The organism is Pantoea rwandensis (assembly GCF_002095475.1).
GTDB classification, from domain to species: Bacteria; Pseudomonadota; Gammaproteobacteria; order Enterobacterales; family Enterobacteriaceae; genus Pantoea; species Pantoea rwandensis.
In genome coordinates, this window is the sequence record NZ_MLFR01000044.1 from 1 (window position 1) to 18,954 (window position 18,954).

Here is an 18,954-nt window from a genome sequence, read left to right on the forward strand (position 1 = left end):
TGTTCCGCTGTCTGCACCTCTGCCAATATCGGCAAAGATTGTACGGCCCGGTGCTCCGGTTGCAGACAGAGCACAGCCTGCTCCGCTGTCTGCACCTCCGCCAATGTCGGCAAAGATTGTACGGCCCGGTGCTCCGGTTGCAGACAGAGCACAGCCTGCTGCGATGTCTGCAACGGTTCCAATATTGGCAGAGATTCTACTTCCCCGTGCTCAGATGGCCGCGTGTGCGCCGCGAAAGCAATGGCCAGCGCCAGGAACGGCAGCATCAACGTTTGCAATACCGCAATAAGCTGCGGCGCATACATTCCCTGATGCCAGGCAAACTCCAGCGCCACCAGCAGATCGGTGATAGCAGAGAAACACAGGAAAATACCCGCAGCGAAAGCCATCTTCGCCGCCGTTGACGCTTCGCTGAGGCGCACTTCAGTAAATTTATCGCTCCCACGCCAACCCACATTTATCAATGCTACGCCATAGGCGAGGTAAAGCAGGAATAGCACCGTATCAATAGCCGACGACCAGCATTGCATAATGATGATAGCGAGAATGGCAGGCGCAATTTGCCAGCGAGAAAACGGCCGTTGAGTGAGACGGCTAAAACAGTGCCACGCTAGCGCAGGTAACAGGGTCGCAATGAGTACGCGAAGCAACATCAACCACGGTGAAGGCCAAATCCATCGCAACATCCCCACCGTTATAAGCAGCGAGCAGGCAAGAAGAAAAAGCAGGGCAAAGCGATAGCGCTGGCGATCGCCGATCCACAGCGTCAGCATTAAGATCATCATTACTAACAGCGTGACCAGCGGCAGCGGAATTGAAGGCATGAAAGGAAGTCCATTCCTGAAAATCAGCCGTCATGTTACACATGATCTCGCACGCTTGGGCAGCAATTTTCGTGGTGCTGACTACGCTGCGTTAGGGTGCCATCAGGTTGAAGCGATTCTCATCACCCGAATCAATCGTGAACGGCTCTTGCAACTGCAAGGTAATCCAGTTGGAGGTCACACGGTTGCCTTTGCTGTCTTCCAGCGTCACAGACAGGCGGTAACTGTTAGCCGCTCCCGAATTGTTATCCCATGCCGGCATAATCAGACTCCACCCTTGCGGATCGTTGGGATTTGCGCCCGGAGTCAAACTGAGCGCCTGGGTATCACCTTGCCAAAGCACTTTTGTAATCGGATTAGCACTGCGGATCTGTAACTTCAGCGGTAAACTTTCGCCGCCGTTGAGCTGCCAAGGGGGCGTAGCAAGGAACACCGACAGTGTGTTGCGCTGGCGATACTCCATGACCGGTGTGCTATTGCGTGTGACCATGTCATAACGACTGCCGCGCAACGAGCGTGCCTCAGCGACATTATCCGCACTCAGCTGCTGGCTCAGTGGCACACCAAAACGATAATTAAGATGCAGGCCCAACTGATCCTGACTCTCCCCTTCATTACTGGTTTTATGGCTGGCAGAGAAGGTAACTAACGGTACGGGGGTGTATGAAACGCCAAAAGTCAGTGCCGATGGATTGTGATAGCTATTGCCGCTGCTAAACAGATCAACATCATTGCCCAGATACTGCTCCCAACTGACGGACATACCCAACTGGCGATAAAATGGCAGGTAGCCTTGCGTCGTCACATCATAGCCACGCGCCATACGCTGCTGCTGAAAAGGATCACGATTCTGCCAGCCGGATAGCGGCGTGTAGTAGTTGGCGGAGAAGCGCAAATAATCTCCCCACGCTTCGGTGCCCAATGAGGCGCGTTGCAAGCCACTGTTGAACATCCGATCAACAAAGCCGTTATAGCCCAACAGCCATTTGCCTGCCGTCCAACGCTGTCCAAGTCCGAAATTGCCCACCAGCCCGTCATCAGTTTGATGGAATCCCACTTCGCTAAACGTCAGAGAGCGATAGCGATCGGCCCAAGGCGTGAGCAGTGATGCGCCACTGCCGGTGAAATTCCCTTCCATATCGACGTTGAAATCGATCTGCGCCTTACCATAAGGAGACAACAGGGATTGGCCCTCATCGACAACCCGTTCGCCCACCTCATCACGAAAGTGATTGAAAGCCCAAATACCCGCCTGATGACCAAAGGTATTGTCACTGCTGCTGTCCTGACTGGCCTCACCAATGCTTTTAGCGATGGTCGCGAGCTGTTTGCTGAATGCCGCGTTTTGATCTTCGTAGCCCAGCGCGGGTAATTCAGCCGCCATCTTCTGAAAGCGTGTAGGGTCGCTAAAGGGCGCATCGGACACATGGGTATCCGTCACCAGCGCCAGTGCGGGCGCAGTGAAAATCAGCCCAGTGGCAGCGGGCAATAATCGCAGTGATTTGAGCGTTGAGAAAACAGATGACATAGCAAAAAAGGCTTCTATCCAGTTCAGAATTAGAGGTAGATCACAAAACTGTACTGGAATACCCTAGCACATTCTGCCGCCGATGCAGAAAGTACCAGGGCGAATTAAGACATTGCCTGATGATGCTTGGCGGCCACTGCATCTGACTCTGCCGCCTTTCCGCCCTTAGGAGAAGATTAACCCACCATCAACATTGATGGTTTGCCCAGTGATATAGCGTGCGTCGTCAGAGGCGAGAAAAGCCACTAAACCCGCGACATCGTCGGGTTGTCCGGCACGTTTGAGCGGGATATTTTCCACCCATTCAGCCATTAACTCCCCTTTTCCATACTGCTTCTTGTCGCTACTGAGGATCTCACCCCAGACGCGGTCGTTGTAATCCCACATTTCACTTTCAATGATGCCGGGACAGAACGCGTTAACAGTGATGTGCCAAGGCGCCAACTCCAGCGCCAGACTTTGAGTGATACCAATCACTCCCATTTTGCTGGCGGCGTAATGAGGCGTGTAGATAAACCCCTGACGCCCCTGGCCTGAAGAGGTATTAATCAAGCTGCCGCTGCCTTGCTTCACCATATATTTCGCCGCCTCGCGACAGCACAGCCAGACTCCGGTGGTATTCACCGCCAATATCTTCTCGAAATCACTCTTCGGCATGGCATCAAAACGGTCAATGGTAATCACGCCCGCGTTCTGTATCGAGACATCAATACTGCCAAAGCGCTCAGCGGCCTGCTGATACAGTTGCTGTACCTCAGCCTCATTGGTGACATCCGCCTGCAGCGGCAATATTTCACTACCGTATTGTTGTTCAATCGCTTGCGCCGTAGTGAAAACCCGATCGGAATTGGAAACCATCACTAACCGCGCACCATCACGAGCAAATCGTGCAGCGATACCCGCACCAATTCCCCGGCATGCGCCGGTAATTACCACCGTCTTACCACTAAAATCGCGTGTCATATTGCCTCCTGTTATCCATGTGTCGCTTCAGGCAGGGCGGCCGATTGCTGCTTTTTTTCATGTCTGCGCAGCAGCACCACCTTACTTTGTAATTTTTGCTGGAACTGATCGATCACCACCGCGGTGACAATCACTAACCCCTTAATCACCATCTGCCAGAAATCGCTGACGCCCATCATCACCATGCCATCTGCAAGAAAAACGATAACGAAGGCACCGATGATTGAACCCGAAACGCGCCCTCGCCCGCCCGCCAATGCGGTACCGCCCAGCACCGTAGCGCCGATAGCGTCCATCTCGAACATGTTGCCGGTCATGGGGTGTGCGGTTTGCAGTTGGGAGGCGACAATCAACCCCACCAGCGCGGCGCATAAACCGGAGAAGGCATACACAAACACTTTGACCTTGATGATGGGCACACCCGCCAGGCGCGCCGCCGATTCATTGCCGCCTGTGGCATAGATATAGCGGCCTAACGGCGTTTTACGTGTCAGGTAAAGACCCAACAGCAAGAAACCCACCATCAGCCAGATAGGGATATAAACACCCAACAGGCTGCCGGAGCCGAGAAACGCAAATCCGGTATTCCCGAGCGCTGGCATGCCGACCAGGTTGGCGTAAGTGCTGCCATCGTTGAACAGCAGCGCGGCGCCACGGGCCACATACATCATGCCGAGCGTGCAGATAAAAGGTGCCACACCCAGGCGCGTCACCACTGCGCCATTAATAAAGCCCAGCACAATGCCAAACAGCGCCACCACCAGAATCACTTCAGGCACGTTAAAGAACAGCGTATTGCCACCCCACAACGGCACACCGTTGGTCAGCAGTGCGCCCGCCACCATGCCGCAAATCCCCGCCACGGCACCGACTGACAGGTCAATGCCGCCAGTCAGAATCACTAACGTCATACCAATCGCCAGTAACCCCGTGATAGCTACATGTTGCGTCATGATCAGCAGGTTTGAAGTGGTCAGGAAGTTCGGCACCATGAAGCTAAAAAAGCCAACCACAATCAATAAAGCGATAAAGGTGCGCGCCTTCAGCAAGTACATATAGAGCAGATATTTTTGATTCATTTATTTCTCTCCTGCGGGCTCAATCATGTGGTGTTGAGGCGCTGATCAAAGCTTCACGTGTTGCCGCACTGCGCGGTAAGTCAGCGGTTATGCGGCCATCTGCCATCACCAAAATACGATCGGCCAGTGCCATCACTTCATCCAGTTCAGATGAGGAAAACATCACCGCCAGACCTTGTTGTGCCAGATTACCAATCAGGTGATACACATCCGTTTTCGCACCCACATCGATGCCGCGCGTCGGCTCATCCAGTAGCACCACTTGCGGGCCGGTCATGAGTGCTTTCCCTAACACCACTTTTTGCTGGTTACCGCCACTTAATGAGGTGATCGGCAATTCAGGATCGCTGACTTTAATCGCCAGATGACCAATCATTTCATCCACCCGGCGCTGCTCTTTTTGTGGGTTGAGCAAACGTAAGGCGCGGCGGAAGCCACGTAGACTGAGATCGCTTAAGGTCATGTTGGCGGTGATCGACATCAGCTGTACCACGCCTTCGGTTTGACGGTCTTCCGGCACCAGCGCGATGCCCTTTTTGAGCCGTTGCTGGAAGCTGCGTTTATCCAATACTTCGCCATTTAAACTGACGCTGCCGGACTGACAATGCATCATGCCAATCAGCCCTTTGAACAACTCCGTGCGACCGGCTCCTAACAGCCCATAAATCCCGATCACCTCCCCTTTGCGTAATGAAAAGGAGACATCATTGAGTTTGTAACCGCCGTTCTGATGCAACGCCGTTAATCCGTTGACGTTCAACACCGTTTCACCTTGCGATGCCGGTTGGTAATCGAAATGTTTTTTCTTATCCCCGACCATCTGCTCGATGATCCACGGCACGGAAGCATCACTGACTTCGCGCTCGCTGATAAAGCGCCCGTCGCGAAAAATGGTGATGTGATCGCCAATCTCCATCAGCTCTTCTAGCCGATGGGAGATATAGATGATGGTGACCCCACGCCGTTTGAGCTGGTCGATCACGTTGAACAACACTTTCACTTCCGACTGGCTCAGGGCGCTGGTGGGCTCATCCATGATGAGTACGCGCGTGTCTTTTGACAGAGCACGGGCGATCTCCACCAACTGCTGATGACCAATACCCAACTCCCCCAGCGGGGCATAAGGGTCAACGTCCAACTCCAGTCGCTCCAGTAAAGATTTTGCCAGCGCATACTGATATTTTTCGTTAATCACTCCGCGCTGGAAAAACTCATTGGCGATGAAGATGTTGTCCATCACATTCATGTTGGGAAACAGGTTCAGCTCCTGGAAGATAATGCTGATCCCATGTTTCTCCGCCTGATGGGTGGAGTTAAGCGAGACCACCTCACCGTCCAGCAGGATTTCACCTGATGATGGCGTCTCCACGCCGGCCAGCATCTTCATCATGGTGGATTTGCCTGCACCGTTTTCACCGATCAACACGTTGACTTTGTTACGGTAGACACGGTAATTCACCTGATCGAGCGCCGTCACGCCGGGATAAATACGCGACACATTACGTGTTTCGATGATCACGTCACTTTGCGGATTTGCCATGTTCGCTCCTTACTGCCGCGTGATGGCAGCGGGCGTCACATTTGGCACCTGCTGTGGAATATCAAAGCTGCTGAACACTCCTGAAAGCTGGACTTTATCGCCCACTTTAGGCTTGAAGCTGCTCATCATAGTGGCGGCCTGCTGATTGATGGCACGGCTGTAATCACCAAATAGCACCTGATCGTTGAAGTCTTGATAACTGGCGCCTTTGTAGGCATCACGCAATACCGTACCGGGGAAGATCGGGCCAATCTGAATGATCACGTTATCGCCGGAAACATCTTTCACCGTCATGCGTCCGTTACGAGAAGTGGTATTCACTGCAGTGACTTCCCCACTGACATTGACGCTGAAGACACAGGGGTTTTCTTCCTGCGAACGGTAACCGTAGGTCTTGCAGGCGCTGTCAAAATCCTTGGCAGATTTCAGGGCGTTGAGCAGTTCTGCCACCGGTTTCGCGTCATGCTGAATTTGCGGCACCAGTTTTTGCTGCCAGGTCTGCGCGATATTGGTCATTTTCGGGTTGGGGGGATTTTTCAGGTCGGCCAGCTCCTGCTGCGACACAATGCGGCAACCGCTGAGGATCACGATAGGAAGCAGTAACCAGAGTCGTTTGTGCATCTCTTTCTCCTGGGCGCCGTAACACGGGCGCACCGATTATCGATTACGACTTGAAGTTAAAGTCCTGCACACCTTTCGCATTGTCTGGCGTGATCAAAATGCCGCGGAACATCACACGCTGTTTCTCCGGTTTCACCCCTTTCTGAATAAAGTTGTCGAGGTCGGTCACCCCTTGTGCGGCAATCGCCTGCGCCTGCAGCATTACAGTGGCTTTCAGATCGCCTTTCTCAACGGCGTCGCGTTCATCGTTGCTGCCGTCGATACCCACCACAGTGACATCGGTACGCCCTGCGGCTTTCAACGCAGCAATCGCACCCAGCGCGACCGGGCCGTTACCGCAGATCACGCCTTTCACATCAGGATGAGCCTGCAGGATGCTGTCCATAATGCGTTTACCGTCGATCAAGGTGCCTTTTGCATCCTGGCGCGCCACGCTTTTCATGTCAGGGTATTGATCCAGCACCTGATGGAAGGATTTTGATCGTGTCACGCAATTGTTGTCAGCGAGGTTACAGGTCAATTCGGCATAGCTGCCCTTCTCGCCCATTTTCTCGACGAACACGTTGGCCACATCAGAACCGGCCTGGAAGTTATTGTGGGTAATCTGGGCCAATGCCACGTCATCCACCGGAATTTCACGGTTGATCAGTACCACCGGAATTCCCGCATCTTTGGCTTTTTTGATGGCGGCGACGCTGGCGGTGGAGTCCGCGTTATCCAGTACGATGCCCTGTACTTTTTTACCGATAGCGGCATCAATCAGCTCGCTCTGCTTTTTCACATCCTCACCGTGCGACAGGACGCTGGTTTTATAGCCCAACTCTTGTGCCTTGAGGTTGGCACCTTTGGCTTCTGAAGCGTAATAAGGGTTATCGAGCGAGTTAACCAGGATCATGATGGTGCCTTTGTCGGCGGCGAAACTGGATTGAGCGATCAGGCAACTGGCAATGGCAGTGAACAACAGGGTACGTTTTTTCATGTTCGTGCTCTCTCATTGTTTTGTAGTTATTGCAGGGTTGAGGCCGTACTGGTGCTGGCGCGGCGTTACCAGATGGTGAAGCCGCCATCGATCATTAAATCTGCGCCGGTGATCATGTCGCTGCCGTTACTGGCGAAGAACAGCACAGCGGCAGCAATTTCATCGGTGTATGCAAAACGTCCTAAAGGAATGAGCTTTTTCATCTGCTCCCCCTTCTCACCACGCCAGGCTTTTTCACCCATAGGCGTGAGTACTACGGTCGGGGACAAGGTATTGACATTGATGCGGTGCGGGGCGAACTCTTTTGCCATCACTTTGGTCATGCCAAGCAGACCGGCTTTGGCGGAGGTATAAGCCACGTGGTTATCAATCGCGATAGAGGCAGCTTGCGAGGCGATATTGATAATTTTGCCCCCCTTACCCGCACGCACCATGCGTTTGCCCGCAGCTTGTGAACACAGGAAAGGTCCGGTGAGGTTAACGGCAATTTGCTTCTGCCATTCGGCGAAATCGGTTTCCAGTACCGGCTGCAACATCACGTACCCAGCACAGTTCACCAGGATATCAATCTGGCCATAATGCTGCTCAACCTGTGTAAAGGCCGCCTCCACTGAGGCAGCATCGGTGACATCACAGCACACCAGCAGCACGCTATCCGCGGGGAATTGCTCCTGAACGGCGCTCACTTTGTCACTTTCGAAAGGAGGATACAGCAGAGCCAGACGGGCGCCTTTTTCAAGCAGCATTGTGTTGCTGGCCATCGCAATACCGCCCAGCCCCCCGGTAACCACCGCCACTTTGCCGGTTAAATCCAGATCGGTGTTTACGCCGTAGCGCAGGTTGACATCGTATTCCCCACTCATCCTTTCTCTCCTGTGTGCTGATTCGGCGGCTCTGGTTTTAAATGGCCGAGTTATCGCTAAGTAATAATGATTTTCGAACAAAAATATAAGCTATCGTTTCGCAACGGTTTGTGGGTGAGATCAAATTTCATACAAATCACAAAAACATTTTTTATTTAATTGTTTTTACTGAAAATAATCATTTTCCCGATTTTACCCTATAAAAATAACTGCTACGGAGTCGATGTAAAATCAATCACGTGGCTCGATATTATTTTCATTCGAAAACGCATCTTTGTGCGGGCTGCCTCGCAAATCCTTATCTCGCAGAGTAAAATCATCCTCGGTTTTCTTATCGGCAGAATTAGACCGTGATTGGAAAGAGGGAGCATTTCGATTGAAAAGCAAAACTGAGCAGCTGGCGGACATGCAGCAGCGCCGCGAGAAGATCCTGGAGATGATCCGCGAAGACGGTACCGTCACGGTGAAAGCCCTGACCGATACCTTTGGCCTGACCGAAGCGACGATCCGAACTGATTTGCGTATGCTGCAAAAAGAGGGGCACGTTCAGCGTTATCACGGCGGTGCCACCTTGATGACCGGTAAGCAAAATACCGGCGCGCTGCTGCTGGAACGTCAAACCCATTTGGAGGAAAAAGAGGCCATTGGTCGTCTGGCGGCACAGCATGTGGAAAACGGCGATACGGTGATTTTCGATTCCGGCACCACCACCACAGCGATTGCCGAGGCCATTGGTCACATTCGGCGCTTATCGGTGATTACCACTGCGGTGAATATTGCACTGAAACTGGGTGGAGAGCCGGGAATCAATATTTTGCTGACTGGCGGAACCTTTAAGTTTCCCACGCTCTCCACATCGGGTGAAAAAGCGGCTTCTTTTTTTGAGAATGTGCTGGCCGAGAAACTGTTTCTGGCGACCGCCTGCATCTCGCCACGTCTGGGTTTAAGCTTCCCGAGTGAGACGGATATCAAAGTGAAGATGGCGATGATCAACTCAGCCAGTACGGTTTATGTGGTGGCCGACTCCAGCAAAATCGATAAAGTGTCGATGTTTGCCTTACCCTGCGAATGGAGCAAAATTCACTATTTAATCACCGACAGCGGGATTACTTCGGCGCAAATTACTGCCTTCGAGAACTTAGGCGTGCAGGTGCTAGTGGCAGGCGTTGAAGAAGTGAAAAAACGGGCGTTCTATTGATTAAAGCGTAAAAGGCGGCCCAAGGGCCGCTCTCTATTCTGCGTGTTAGAAGCCGAGGCTATCTAACAGATCATCAACCTGATCCTGGTTCGCCACGACGCCTGGTGCATTAGCGTGGATCTGCGGACCATTCAGCAGGCCGCTGCCCTCTTTGCGTGCTGCAGCACTGGCTTCCGGCATATTTTCCAGCAATACCATCAGAAGCTGACGTTCGATCTCCTGGATCACATCCATCATGCGCTTGATCACCTGACCGGTGAGGTCTTGGAAATCCTGCGCCATCATGATTTCCAACAGTTGCTTGTTGGTATAAGAGGTGTGCCCTGGTACGTCAGTCAAAAATTGACGCGTATCCGAAACCAACTCACGCGCATCAGTCAGTTCAATCGGATTTTCAAACCACGCATCCCAACGGCCTTTCAGCTGGTTGGCGCTGGATTCCATTTGGTCCTGGTGTGGCTGCGCGGCTTCCACGCAGTTCAGCGCGCGTTCTGCCGCTTGCGCCGTCATTTGCACTACGTAATCCAGACGATCGCGCGCGTCAGGAATCGCTTCCGCCGCTTCCGCAATCGCCTGGTCTAACCCCAATTCGCGCAGGCTGTCGCGCAACATACGCGTCAGCGAGCCGATACGGGTAATAATTTCGTGTGCCGAGGCTTCTTCGGTTGGTTTCGGAAGTTCGCTCATCACATCTCCTTACATACCCAGTTTTTCGAAAATTTTACCCAGTTTTTCTTCCAGAGTGGCGGCAGTGAAAGGTTTCACCACGTAGCCGCTGGCACCGGCTTGCGCTGCTGCGATGATGTTCTCTTTCTTAGCTTCTGCCGTGACCATCAGCACCGGCAGTTTGCTCAAAGCCGCATCAGCACGAATGGTCTGCAGCAGTTCCAGGCCGTCCATGTTTGGCATGTTCCAGTCAGAAACCACGAAATCAAAGCCACCTGCGCGCAGTTTAGTCAGTGCATCAACACCGTCTTCTGCTTCTTCGACATTATTGAATCCTAGCTCTTTCAGCAGGTTACGAACAATACGACGCATCGTGTTGAAATCGTCCACCACCAAAAAGCGCATGTTTTTATCAGCCATATCTACTCCTGTGTTGTCTCGTCCGGCAGGACGGGCTCGTTAAATTCGCAATGCCTGTCCGGCGCTAATTTTTGCCAGCATGTGCTGGCTGATGTGTCCTAAATCGACCACTTCACTGGCACCACCCATCGCGATAGCTTCGCGTGGCATACCAAAGACGACGCAGCTGGCTTCATCCTGAGCGATGGTCCAGGCACCGGCGCGATGCATTTCCAGCATCCCGGCAGCACCGTCATTACCCATGCCCGTTAAGATGACGCCAACCGCATTTCGGCCTGCGTGCACCGCCACGGAACGGAACAGCACGTCAACAGACGGCTTGTGTCGGTTTACAGGCGGTCCATCATTGAGTTTCACCACGTAGTTGGCGCCACTGCGCCCTAACTCCATATGCATAGCGCCTGGGGCGATATACGCATGGCCGGGCAAAATACGTTCGCCATCTTCCGCCTCTTTCACGGTAATCTGGCACAGCTTGTTCAGACGCTCAGCGAAGGAGCGAGTGAAACCTGGAGGCATATGTTGCGTGATCAGCAGCGCGGGGCTGGTGGCCGGCAAAGGCTGCAATACGTGACGAATCGCCTCGGTTCCTCCCGTCGAAGAACCAATCGCAATCAGCTTTTCACTACTTAACAGCGGACCCGCTTTCAGCATCACTGGCGCGGACGGCGCCGCACGCACGTGCAGTTTGGCGCGCGCGGCAGCACGGATTTTATCGGCAATCATCTGGCTATACGCCAACATGCCTTCGCGAATACCTAGCTGAGGTTTGGTGACAAAGTCGACGGCACCTAACTCCAGTGCGCGCAGGGTGACTTCGGAACCCTTGCCGGTGAGCGATGAAACCATTACCACCGGCATCGGGCGCAGTCGCATCAGCTTCTCAAGGAAGTCGAGGCCATCCATACGCGGCATTTCCACATCCAGCGTCAGCACTTGTGGGTTGTATTGCTTGATTAAATCCCGCGCCACCAACGGATCCGGCGCAGTCGCGACCATCTCCATATCGGCGTGGCTATTGATGATTTCCGTCATCAACTGTCGCATCAGCGCAGAGTCATCCACGCACATCACGGTGATCTTGCTCATCGTCTTTCCTTGGTCAATCCATAGACTGTTTGTCCACGCAGCCAGAACTCTTTACTGATCTGACTGAAATTCTCCGAATGCCCAGCAAACAACAGGCCGCCAGGCTTCAGCAGGGGAACGAAACGGCGCAGAATTTGCTCCTGCGTCTCTTTATCGAAGTAGATCATTACGTTGCGACAGAAAATTGCGTCGAACGGACCTGGCAACGCCCAGTCGTTGGCCAGTAAATTCAGCTGTGAGTAGTTAACCAAGCTGGCAAGTTCCGATCGCACTCGCACCATGCCTTCATGCGGACCGGTGCCACGTAGGAAAAAGCGCTGCAGCTGTGATTGCGACAAAGTGCGCAGCTCTTCCTGGCGATACACACCCGCCACGGCTTTTTCTAATACCTGCGTGTCAATGTCGCTGGCGTGGACCTGGAACTTACCGGGTCCTGCACCTAGCGTTTCTGCCAGTGTCATGGCAATGGAGTACGGCTCTTCGCCCGTTGAGGCGGCGGTGCTCCAAACGCTGTAACTCCCCGTACGCTTACGCGCATGATCCGCGAGGATGGGAAAATGATGCGCCTCGCGGAAGAATGAGGTCAGATTGGTGGTCAACGCGTTAATAAACGCCTGCCACTCAGCACTGTTCTGGTCTTGCTCCAGCAACGCCAGATAACGACCAAAGTCATCAATATTCAGCGTGCGTAATCGGCGCACTAAGCGGTTGTAAACCATCTCCCGCTTGTGATCGGCTAACACAATCCCTGCGCGCTGATAGATCAGCTGGCTGATACGACGAAAGTGAGTATCTGAGAGCGGCAGGCGCTGCACCATTTGCGAGAGCAGCGTTGTCGCTTCACTTTGATCCAATAACGTCGTTTTCTTCATTTCAGGTCACCCGGCAACAAACTGATTAAATTGTGATACTGCGATTACTGCTGTGCTGCCAGTTGGGCCGCCTTGCGGCGGCCTCACGGATTAAAAGGTTTCCCAGTTTTCGTCCGCGTTACGTGCACCTGCTGGTTGCGCCAGCGCTTTTGCTGCACTTGGACGCAAGAGTTTTGGCGCTGTAGTTACGTTAACGGCCTGGGCGACAAATTCTTTACCAATATTGAACACCGCAACTGACTGTTTCAGTCGGCTAGCCTGATCTTCCAGCGCGGCAGCAGCCGTTGCCGACTCTTCCACCAGCGCGGCGTTTTGCTGTGTCACGCGATCCATTTCGTTCACTGCCAAGCCAACCTGGTCGATACCACGGCTCTGTTCATCCGACGCCGAGGCGATTTCGCCCATGATGTCGGTTACACGCGTCACGGCATTCACGATGTTGGTCATGGTTTCCCCCGCGCTTTCTACCAGCACCGAACCGGTGTTGACGCGGCTGACGGAGTCTTCAATCAGGCCTTTGATCTCTTTCGCTGCTTGGGCGCTGCGCTGTGCAAGACTGCGCACTTCGCCCGCCACCACCGCAAAGCCACGACCTTGCTCGCCCGCACGTGCAGCTTCAACCGCAGCGTTCAGGGCCAGAATGTTGGTCTGGAAGGCAATGCCATCGATCACACTGATGATGTCGGCAATTTTCTTCGAACTACCGGTGATCTCTTTCATGGTGGTGACCACGCCATCCACCACTTTGCCGCCATGCTGCGCGGTTTCAGAGGCGGTCAGCGCCAGTTGAGAAGCCTGACGGGCGTTTTCGGCGTTTTGCTTCACGGTGGCGGTCAACTGCTCCATGCTGGCTGCGGTTTCTTCCAGTGAAGCGGCCTGCTGCTCGGTGCGGGAAGAGAGATCGTTGTTACCCATGGCGATTTCACTGGCACCGGTGTAGATGGCATCCGAGCCATCGCGCACGGTACGTACGGTGTTCGCTAATTCTTGCTGCATATGCTGCAACGTACTGAGCAATTCACCCATCTCATTCCGCATGCTGGTATCAATCTGCTGGGTGAGATCGCCGCGAGCAATGTGACGGATATGTTCGATACTCTGCTTCAGTGGGCGGATCAGCACGTTACGCATGCCATTCCACACCAGCAGAATCACCAGTAAGGTCACCAGCAAGGTACCGACAACCAACATGATCGCGTGCTGATAGGCGCTCTCATTGGCATCAATGCCCTGCTTCGCCAGCACAATGTTGTAGCCGAGCCACGCGGTGTAATCCTTTTCGAACTTATCCTGCATTCCCTGTGTAGGCTGATCGACAAAGCCTTTGAAATTCCCGCTCCCCAGGAAGTCAATCAGCTCTGCCAGTCCGCTACGGAAGGTGTTGTAGTTGGACTGCAGGGTTTTTACGTTTTCTGCACTTTTGCCTTTCTCAGACAAATTATCGTTGAACTCGGCAAATGCCTGGTCAGCGGTTTTTAACTCCTCACTTGCCAACGCCACCAGATCTTTCACGGTCGCGCCAGAGCCGGCTTGTTGGCTATCTAACAGATAGCGGATCCCTGCACGGTTCAGCGTGTTACGCGCCTGAACCAGCGATACCCAAGAGGTGCCCATCGCCCGTTGCAGCGTGCTAAGACGCTGGTTGTAGGCAAAATTCTCTTTATCGGCTTTCACCGTGGTAAAAAACATCCCACCGGAAAACAGCTGCAGTAAGGCAAACAGCGCCAGTACACACAGCAGACCGGAAACGACACGAACACGACTAAACATAAACACCTCATTGGTTGGCGGATCGCTCCTGTTATCGGCGATTACGAGGGGATCTTTATGTTGATTCGCAGGGGTTGGACCAGCGGAGGATTAGTCAGGAATAGGGATAATTGTTGCAACGGGTTTTACTGAGTCACGCACTCTCGGCAGCGACCCGGAAACCATTCAAGTGGATGACGGGCGCACCGAACAATGTTCCCGCGTGAACCCGCAGCGGCGGTTAAACAGAGCGCCGCTGCGGGTATCTTCGAAGGGTTATTGACGCTTAAAACTTTTCCCAGTTGCTATCGCTGATCGGTGCCGCTACCGCTTTACGTGTCGTGCTGACTTTAGGTGCGCGGATTTCTGGCTGACGGGTCACCACGTTTGCCTGAGACCCGCGCGGTACGCGAAATACGGCCACCGACTGACTCAGACGGCTGGCCTGATCTTCCAGGGAAGCCGCTGCAGCAGCCGACTCTTCGACCAATGAAGCATTCTGCTGAGTGACGCGATCCATCTCGGTGACCGCCTGGCCGACCTGATCGATACCGCGACTCTGCTCATCTGACGCCGAAGCGATCTCGCCCATAATGTCGGTGACACGGGTGACGGCGCCAACGATGTCATTCATGGTTTCACCAGCAGTGCCGACTAATTGCGAGCCGCTGTTCACGCGATTAACAGAGTCTTCAATCAGCCCTTTGATCTCCTTCGCGGCCTGCGCACTGCGCTGCGCCAGATTGCGGACTTCACCGGCCACCACCGCAAATCCGCGTCCCTGCTCGCCTGCGCGCGCCGCCTCAACAGCAGCGTTTAGCGCCAGGATGTTGGTCTGAAAGGCAATACCGTCGATCACGCTGATAATATCGGCGATCTTTTTAGAACTGCCGGCAATGTCATGCATGGTTTTCACCACGCCATCCACCACTTCACCGCCTTTACGGGCGGTATCTGACGCGTTTAAGGCCAGCTGTGAAGCCTGACGCGCATTTTCGGCGTTTTGTTTCACTGTCGCGGTGAGCTGCTCCATGCTGGCTGCAGTCTGCTCCAGCGAGGCGGCTTGTTCCTCGGTGCGTGCGGAGAGGTCATTGTTGCCCGCAGAGATTTCGCTGGCTCCGGTGAAAATAGCATCAGAACCGTCACGCACATTGCTCACGGTACTGACCAGCGACTGCTGCATTTCATGCAAGCTCGCGGCCAGTTGGCTCATCTCGTTACGGCCTTCCACGGCGATGTTCTGCGTCAGATCGCCAGAGGCGATGTGGCGGATATGACCCAGTAACTGATGCAAAGGTTGGATCAGCACGCTGCGTAAGCCATACCAGCAACCGATGATCACGAACACCACCACCAGCGCGACCACGGCCAGCAGCCACATCATGGTGTGGAACGCCTGCTGATTTTGTGCCACGCCTTCTGCCGCCAACGCGCCCTGCGCGGTGCGCCACTCCGCATAAGTGGCCTTCATCTTGACCTGTTTCGCCTCGATATTTTGCGCAAACATGCCCTGCAGATCGTTGGCTTTTAACCGCTCCAACATGGCCTTCAAGCCATCGTTGAAGGCCGCATAATCGCTTTCCAGTCGGTCACGCAGTACGTCGGGTAGTCCCGGCGTGCCAGGCAGATTGTAGTAACGCTGATAATGTCCTGCGGCAACGTCTAATTGCTTCTCCGTCTGGGCAATCAGCGCCTGCAGCTGACCACCGTTAGCCTGCGCGGCTGCGGTACCCTGCATACGTAACATCGCACGGTTTAGCACGGTCCGCGTCTGGTTGAGTTCAATCCAGGCATCGGACATAGCACCAACGTTATTGGTCGACGTTTGTGCCACTGCAAACGCCTCTTTATCTTTTTGTAAGGCAGACCAGAACAGCCCACCGGATAGTAACTGCAAAGCTCCAAATACCAGCAACACGGCGATCAGGCTGGTGACGACATTAATGCGTTTTAACATGGGTTCTCCAAAGAGTGATGCGTTTCGGCTCCCGCTGTTATCGACCGCAGTTGTTAAACTCTGAGGGGCTTTTGAGGATTTTACAAAATATAATTCTGCCAATGGGTTTCTTTACAGAGTTTAATAACTAAATAAATTAACATTATAAAAAATGCGCCTTTATCGGTTTAGCGATAAAGGCGCATAGATGTTATTGAAAAATTGAGATATTGCGGCAGCGGACGCACTATCTCCCGCCCTTAACGATGATTAAAACGTTTCCCAATTACTGTCACTGACCGGTGCGGTGACGGCTTTACGCGGTGCACTCAGCACGGGGGGAGCAATCTGTGGATGACGCACCACGGCACTGGCAGCAGCAGGTTGTGCACCACGCGCCACGCGGAACACCGCGACAGACTGGCTCAAACGGCTGGCCTGCTCTTCCAGTGATGCAGCAGCAGCGGCAGATTCTTCGACCAATGAAGCGTTCTGTTGCGTCACACGATCCATCTCAGTGACCGCCTGACCTACCTGGTCGATACCCCGGCTCTGCTCATCCGATGCCGAGGCGATTTCGCCCATAATGTCGGTCACGCGGGTGACAGCACTGACGATTTCGCTCATGGTTTCGCCAGCGGTACCCACCAACTCAGAACCGCTGTTCACTCGGCTCACCGAGTCTTCAATCAGGCTTTTGATCTCTTTCGCTGCCTGCGCACTACGCTGTGCCAGGCTACGCACTTCTCCGGCAACCACGGCAAATCCACGCCCCTGTTCACCGGCACGTGCTGCTTCAACCGCCGCGTTCAGTGCCAAAATATTGGTCTGGAAAGCAATGCCATCGATCACACTGATGATATCGGCAATCTTCTTTGAACTCCCGGCAATATCGCTCATGGTACGCACCACGCCCTGCACGACATTACCGCCCTTCTGCGCGGTTTCAGAGGCACTCAGCGCCAGTTGTGAAGCCTGACGGGCGTTCTCCGCGTTCTGCTTCACCGTGGCAGTCAGCTGCTCCATGCTGGCCGCAGTCTGCTCGAGTGAAGCCGCTTGCTCTTCGGTGCGCGCGGAAAGATCGTTATTACCGGCAGAAATTTCACTGGCACCGGTGAAGATAGCGTCCGAGCCATCGCGTACGTTACTGACGGTACGCACCAGTGACTGCTGCATATCATGCAGGCTACTCGCCAGTTGACTCATCTCATTGCGGCCTTCAATAGCAATGTTCTGTGTCAGGTCGCCCTGAGCGATATGTTGGATATGCTGGATGTTGTCATTCAGCGGCTTAATCAGCACTTTACGCAGGCCGGTCCAGCACAGCGCAATGACGGCGATCACCACCACCATCACCACACCCAGCAGCCACATCATGTGCTGGTACGCTGCCACGTTGGCTGCCACACCCACTTCAGTTAGACGGTCCTGGTCGCTGCGCCATTGGCTGTAATCCTTTAAGAAAGCACTCTGGCTCGGTGCGACAGGTAACTTACCCGCCAGCACCAAATCATTGGCCTGTAAGGCTGCTTGCATCTGGCTCAGCGCACTGGCATACGCGGTGTAGGTCGCATCCAGATGCTTATTCAGCTCGTCATTCTGTCCCGGTGTGTCCGGAATCGCTTTAAACAGCTGATAGTGATCTGCTGCACTCTTTTGGAAGGCTTTGCTGTCGTCATACAAACCGGCAATGTCTGGCTCAGAACCGGCCAGTTTGCTGGTTGCCATGCGCAGTTGAATGCGGGTTAACACCACACGGCTTTGGTTGAGACTCATGTAAGCATCGTTGATGGCGGCGGTATTTTTACTCGCCAGTTGTGAAACGCTGAAACTGGTTTTGTCATCGCTTAGCGCTTTAAAAAACAGCGACCCGGATGCCAGTTGTAGAAAACCAAAGACCAATAGCACCAGTAATAAGCTGGTGACAACGCGGATTCTCGTAAACATAGTTTGCCCTGGAAAATGAAGAAAAATGACGCAGAGCAGTTATCGACCAATGCCGGGGAATATTGAGAGAAAAAGTAGGGTTTTTACAATTTATCTTGTTGTATTACAAAGAATTAATTTAGCTTCGTGATGATAACGGGCCGCCGTGATGCGGCCCGCTTTTAACGCATCACGCGCTACGCAGGGTATCCACCAGCGCCATCTCTTCACTGCTCAGCAGTTTCTCGATGTCGACCAGAATCAGCATACGCTCACCCAGCGCACCCAGACCGGTCAGGTACTCGGTGGACATGGTGACAGCGAACTCAGGTGCCGGGCGAATCTGATCTTGCGTCAGTGACAACACGTCAGATACGCCATCGACCACGATGCCGACCACGCGATGTTCGAGGTTCAGCACGATCACCACGGTGTTTTCGTTATATTCCACATCCAACTGCGCGAACTTAACGCGCAGATCAATGATCGGCACGATGACGCCACGCAGGTTGGTCACGCCTTTGATGAATTCTGGCGTGTTGGCGATGCGGGTGACCTGATCGTAGCCACGAATCTCCTGCACTTTCAGAATGTCGATGCCGTACTCTTCATCACCCAGGGTGAAAACTAAGAATTCCTGGCCCACGGTTTCGCCAGCGATTTTGGTCACGGTTGCCATGTCAGTCATTTTTTTGCCCTTT

17 protein-coding genes are annotated in these 18,954 nt (G+C 53.6%); 1 reads left to right on the forward strand and 16 read right to left on the reverse strand.

All coding sequences use genetic code 11. The annotated features are described in order from the left end of the window. The 8 genes from HA51_RS25200 to HA51_RS25235 all read right to left on the reverse strand — a co-directional run. A partial coding sequence (locus HA51_RS25200) for a hypothetical protein (RefSeq protein WP_084938173.1) occupies positions 1 to 824 on the reverse strand: 824 nt, incomplete at its 3' end. 91 nt (positions 825 to 915) lie between these two features. Beyond that, positions 916 to 2,352: a YchO/YchP family invasin gene (locus HA51_RS25205; RefSeq protein WP_084938175.1), complete on the reverse strand. Its 1,437-nt coding sequence runs from the start codon at positions 2,350 to 2,352 to the stop codon at positions 916 to 918. A gap of 165 nt (positions 2,353 to 2,517) precedes the next feature. Then, positions 2,518 to 3,315: a glucose 1-dehydrogenase gene (locus tag HA51_RS25210; protein WP_084938178.1), complete on the reverse strand. Its 798-nt coding sequence runs from the start codon at positions 3,313 to 3,315 to the stop codon at positions 2,518 to 2,520. Between the two features lie 11 nt (positions 3,316 to 3,326). Beyond that, positions 3,327 to 4,394: an ABC transporter permease gene (locus tag HA51_RS25215; protein ID WP_084938181.1), complete on the reverse strand. Its 1,068-nt coding sequence runs from the start codon at positions 4,392 to 4,394 to the stop codon at positions 3,327 to 3,329. 19 nt (positions 4,395 to 4,413) lie between these two features. Beyond that, entirely contained in the window at positions 4,414 to 5,934 is a 1,521-nt protein-coding gene (locus HA51_RS25220; RefSeq protein WP_084938184.1) for a sugar ABC transporter ATP-binding protein, read from the reverse strand. Between the two features lie 9 nt (positions 5,935 to 5,943). Continuing rightward, positions 5,944 to 6,555 (reverse strand): DUF2291 family protein, encoded by a 612-nt coding sequence (locus tag HA51_RS25225; protein ID WP_084938188.1) that lies wholly within the window; start codon positions 6,553 to 6,555, stop codon positions 5,944 to 5,946. Between the two features lie 43 nt (positions 6,556 to 6,598). Continuing rightward, entirely contained in the window at positions 6,599 to 7,534 is a 936-nt protein-coding gene (locus HA51_RS25230; RefSeq protein WP_084938190.1) for a D-ribose ABC transporter substrate-binding protein, read from the reverse strand. Positions 7,535 to 7,599: 65 nt separating this feature from the next. Continuing rightward, the gene (locus HA51_RS25235; protein ID WP_084938193.1) at positions 7,600 to 8,397 is read right to left on the reverse strand and encodes a GolD/DthD family dehydrogenase; all 798 of its coding nucleotides are present in this window, start codon (positions 8,395 to 8,397) and stop codon (positions 7,600 to 7,602) included. Positions 8,398 to 8,773: 376 nt separating this feature from the next. Between HA51_RS25235 and HA51_RS25240 the strand changes: the two genes are divergently transcribed. Next, positions 8,774 to 9,595: a DeoR/GlpR family DNA-binding transcription regulator gene (locus HA51_RS25240; protein ID WP_084938196.1), complete on the forward strand. Its 822-nt coding sequence runs from the start codon at positions 8,774 to 8,776 to the stop codon at positions 9,593 to 9,595. Positions 9,596 to 9,640: 45 nt separating this feature from the next. Here the strand turns inward: HA51_RS25240 and cheZ are convergent, their stop codons facing one another. The 8 genes from cheZ to cheW form a co-directional block, all read right to left on the reverse strand. Further along, the gene (cheZ, locus tag HA51_RS25245; protein ID WP_084938197.1) at positions 9,641 to 10,282 is read right to left on the reverse strand and encodes a protein phosphatase CheZ; all 642 of its coding nucleotides are present in this window, start codon (positions 10,280 to 10,282) and stop codon (positions 9,641 to 9,643) included. A gap of 9 nt (positions 10,283 to 10,291) precedes the next feature. Further along, positions 10,292 to 10,681 (reverse strand): chemotaxis response regulator CheY, encoded by a 390-nt coding sequence (gene cheY / locus HA51_RS25250; protein WP_007892562.1) that lies wholly within the window; start codon positions 10,679 to 10,681, stop codon positions 10,292 to 10,294. Between the two features lie 39 nt (positions 10,682 to 10,720). Then, positions 10,721 to 11,770, reverse strand: coding sequence for a protein-glutamate methylesterase/protein-glutamine glutaminase (locus tag HA51_RS25255; protein ID WP_084938198.1), 1,050 nt, complete (start codon positions 11,768 to 11,770; stop codon positions 10,721 to 10,723). Beyond that, positions 11,767 to 12,642, reverse strand: a complete 876-nt coding sequence (gene cheR, locus HA51_RS25260) for a protein-glutamate O-methyltransferase CheR (RefSeq protein WP_084938199.1) — start codon at positions 12,640 to 12,642, stop codon at positions 11,767 to 11,769. The genes HA51_RS25255 and cheR overlap by 4 nt, the downstream gene beginning before the upstream one ends. A gap of 90 nt (positions 12,643 to 12,732) precedes the next feature. Continuing rightward, positions 12,733 to 14,412: a methyl-accepting chemotaxis protein gene (locus HA51_RS25265; RefSeq protein ID WP_084938200.1), complete on the reverse strand. Its 1,680-nt coding sequence runs from the start codon at positions 14,410 to 14,412 to the stop codon at positions 12,733 to 12,735. A 265-nt stretch (positions 14,413 to 14,677) separates the two neighbouring features. Then, complete coding sequence (locus HA51_RS25270; protein ID WP_084938201.1) at positions 14,678 to 16,348, reverse strand: methyl-accepting chemotaxis protein; 1,671 nt, start codon at positions 16,346 to 16,348, stop codon at positions 14,678 to 14,680. A 249-nt stretch (positions 16,349 to 16,597) separates the two neighbouring features. Next, positions 16,598 to 18,274 (reverse strand): methyl-accepting chemotaxis protein, encoded by a 1,677-nt coding sequence (locus HA51_RS25275; protein ID WP_084938202.1) that lies wholly within the window; start codon positions 18,272 to 18,274, stop codon positions 16,598 to 16,600. Positions 18,275 to 18,443: 169 nt separating this feature from the next. Then, complete coding sequence (gene cheW, locus HA51_RS25280; RefSeq protein ID WP_084938203.1) at positions 18,444 to 18,941, reverse strand: chemotaxis protein CheW; 498 nt, start codon at positions 18,939 to 18,941, stop codon at positions 18,444 to 18,446. Between the last annotated feature and the right edge of the window lie 13 nt (positions 18,942 to 18,954).

Bases quoted from the DNA above. Each gene is read 5' to 3' on its own strand.
- HA51_RS25205 (WP_084938175.1), bottom strand. From the start codon at position 2,352: ATGTCATCTGTTTTCTCAACGCTCAAATCACTGCGATTATTGCCCGCT.
- HA51_RS25210 (WP_084938178.1), bottom strand. From the start codon at position 3,315: ATGACACGCGATTTTAGTGGTAAGACGGTGGTAATTACCGGCGCATGC.
- HA51_RS25215 (WP_084938181.1), bottom strand. From the start codon at position 4,394: ATGAATCAAAAATATCTGCTCTATATGTACTTGCTGAAGGCGCGCACC.
- HA51_RS25220 (WP_084938184.1), bottom strand. From the start codon at position 5,934: ATGGCAAATCCGCAAAGTGACGTGATCATCGAAACACGTAATGTGTCG.
- HA51_RS25225 (WP_084938188.1), bottom strand. From the start codon at position 6,555: ATGCACAAACGACTCTGGTTACTGCTTCCTATCGTGATCCTCAGCGGT.
- HA51_RS25230 (WP_084938190.1), bottom strand. From the start codon at position 7,534: ATGAAAAAACGTACCCTGTTGTTCACTGCCATTGCCAGTTGCCTGATC.
- HA51_RS25235 (WP_084938193.1), bottom strand. From the start codon at position 8,397: ATGAGTGGGGAATACGATGTCAACCTGCGCTACGGCGTAAACACCGAT.
- cheZ (WP_084938197.1), bottom strand. From the start codon at position 10,282: ATGAGCGAACTTCCGAAACCAACCGAAGAAGCCTCGGCACACGAAATT.
- cheY (WP_007892562.1), bottom strand. From the start codon at position 10,681: ATGGCTGATAAAAACATGCGCTTTTTGGTGGTGGACGATTTCAACACG.
- HA51_RS25255 (WP_084938198.1), bottom strand. From the start codon at position 11,770: ATGAGCAAGATCACCGTGATGTGCGTGGATGACTCTGCGCTGATGCGA.
- cheR (WP_084938199.1), bottom strand. From the start codon at position 12,642: ATGAAGAAAACGACGTTATTGGATCAAAGTGAAGCGACAACGCTGCTC.
- HA51_RS25265 (WP_084938200.1), bottom strand. From the start codon at position 14,412: ATGTTTAGTCGTGTTCGTGTCGTTTCCGGTCTGCTGTGTGTACTGGCG.
- HA51_RS25270 (WP_084938201.1), bottom strand. From the start codon at position 16,348: ATGTTAAAACGCATTAATGTCGTCACCAGCCTGATCGCCGTGTTGCTG.
- HA51_RS25275 (WP_084938202.1), bottom strand. From the start codon at position 18,274: ATGTTTACGAGAATCCGCGTTGTCACCAGCTTATTACTGGTGCTATTG.
- cheW (WP_084938203.1), bottom strand. From the start codon at position 18,941: ATGACTGACATGGCAACCGTGACCAAAATCGCTGGCGAAACCGTGGGC.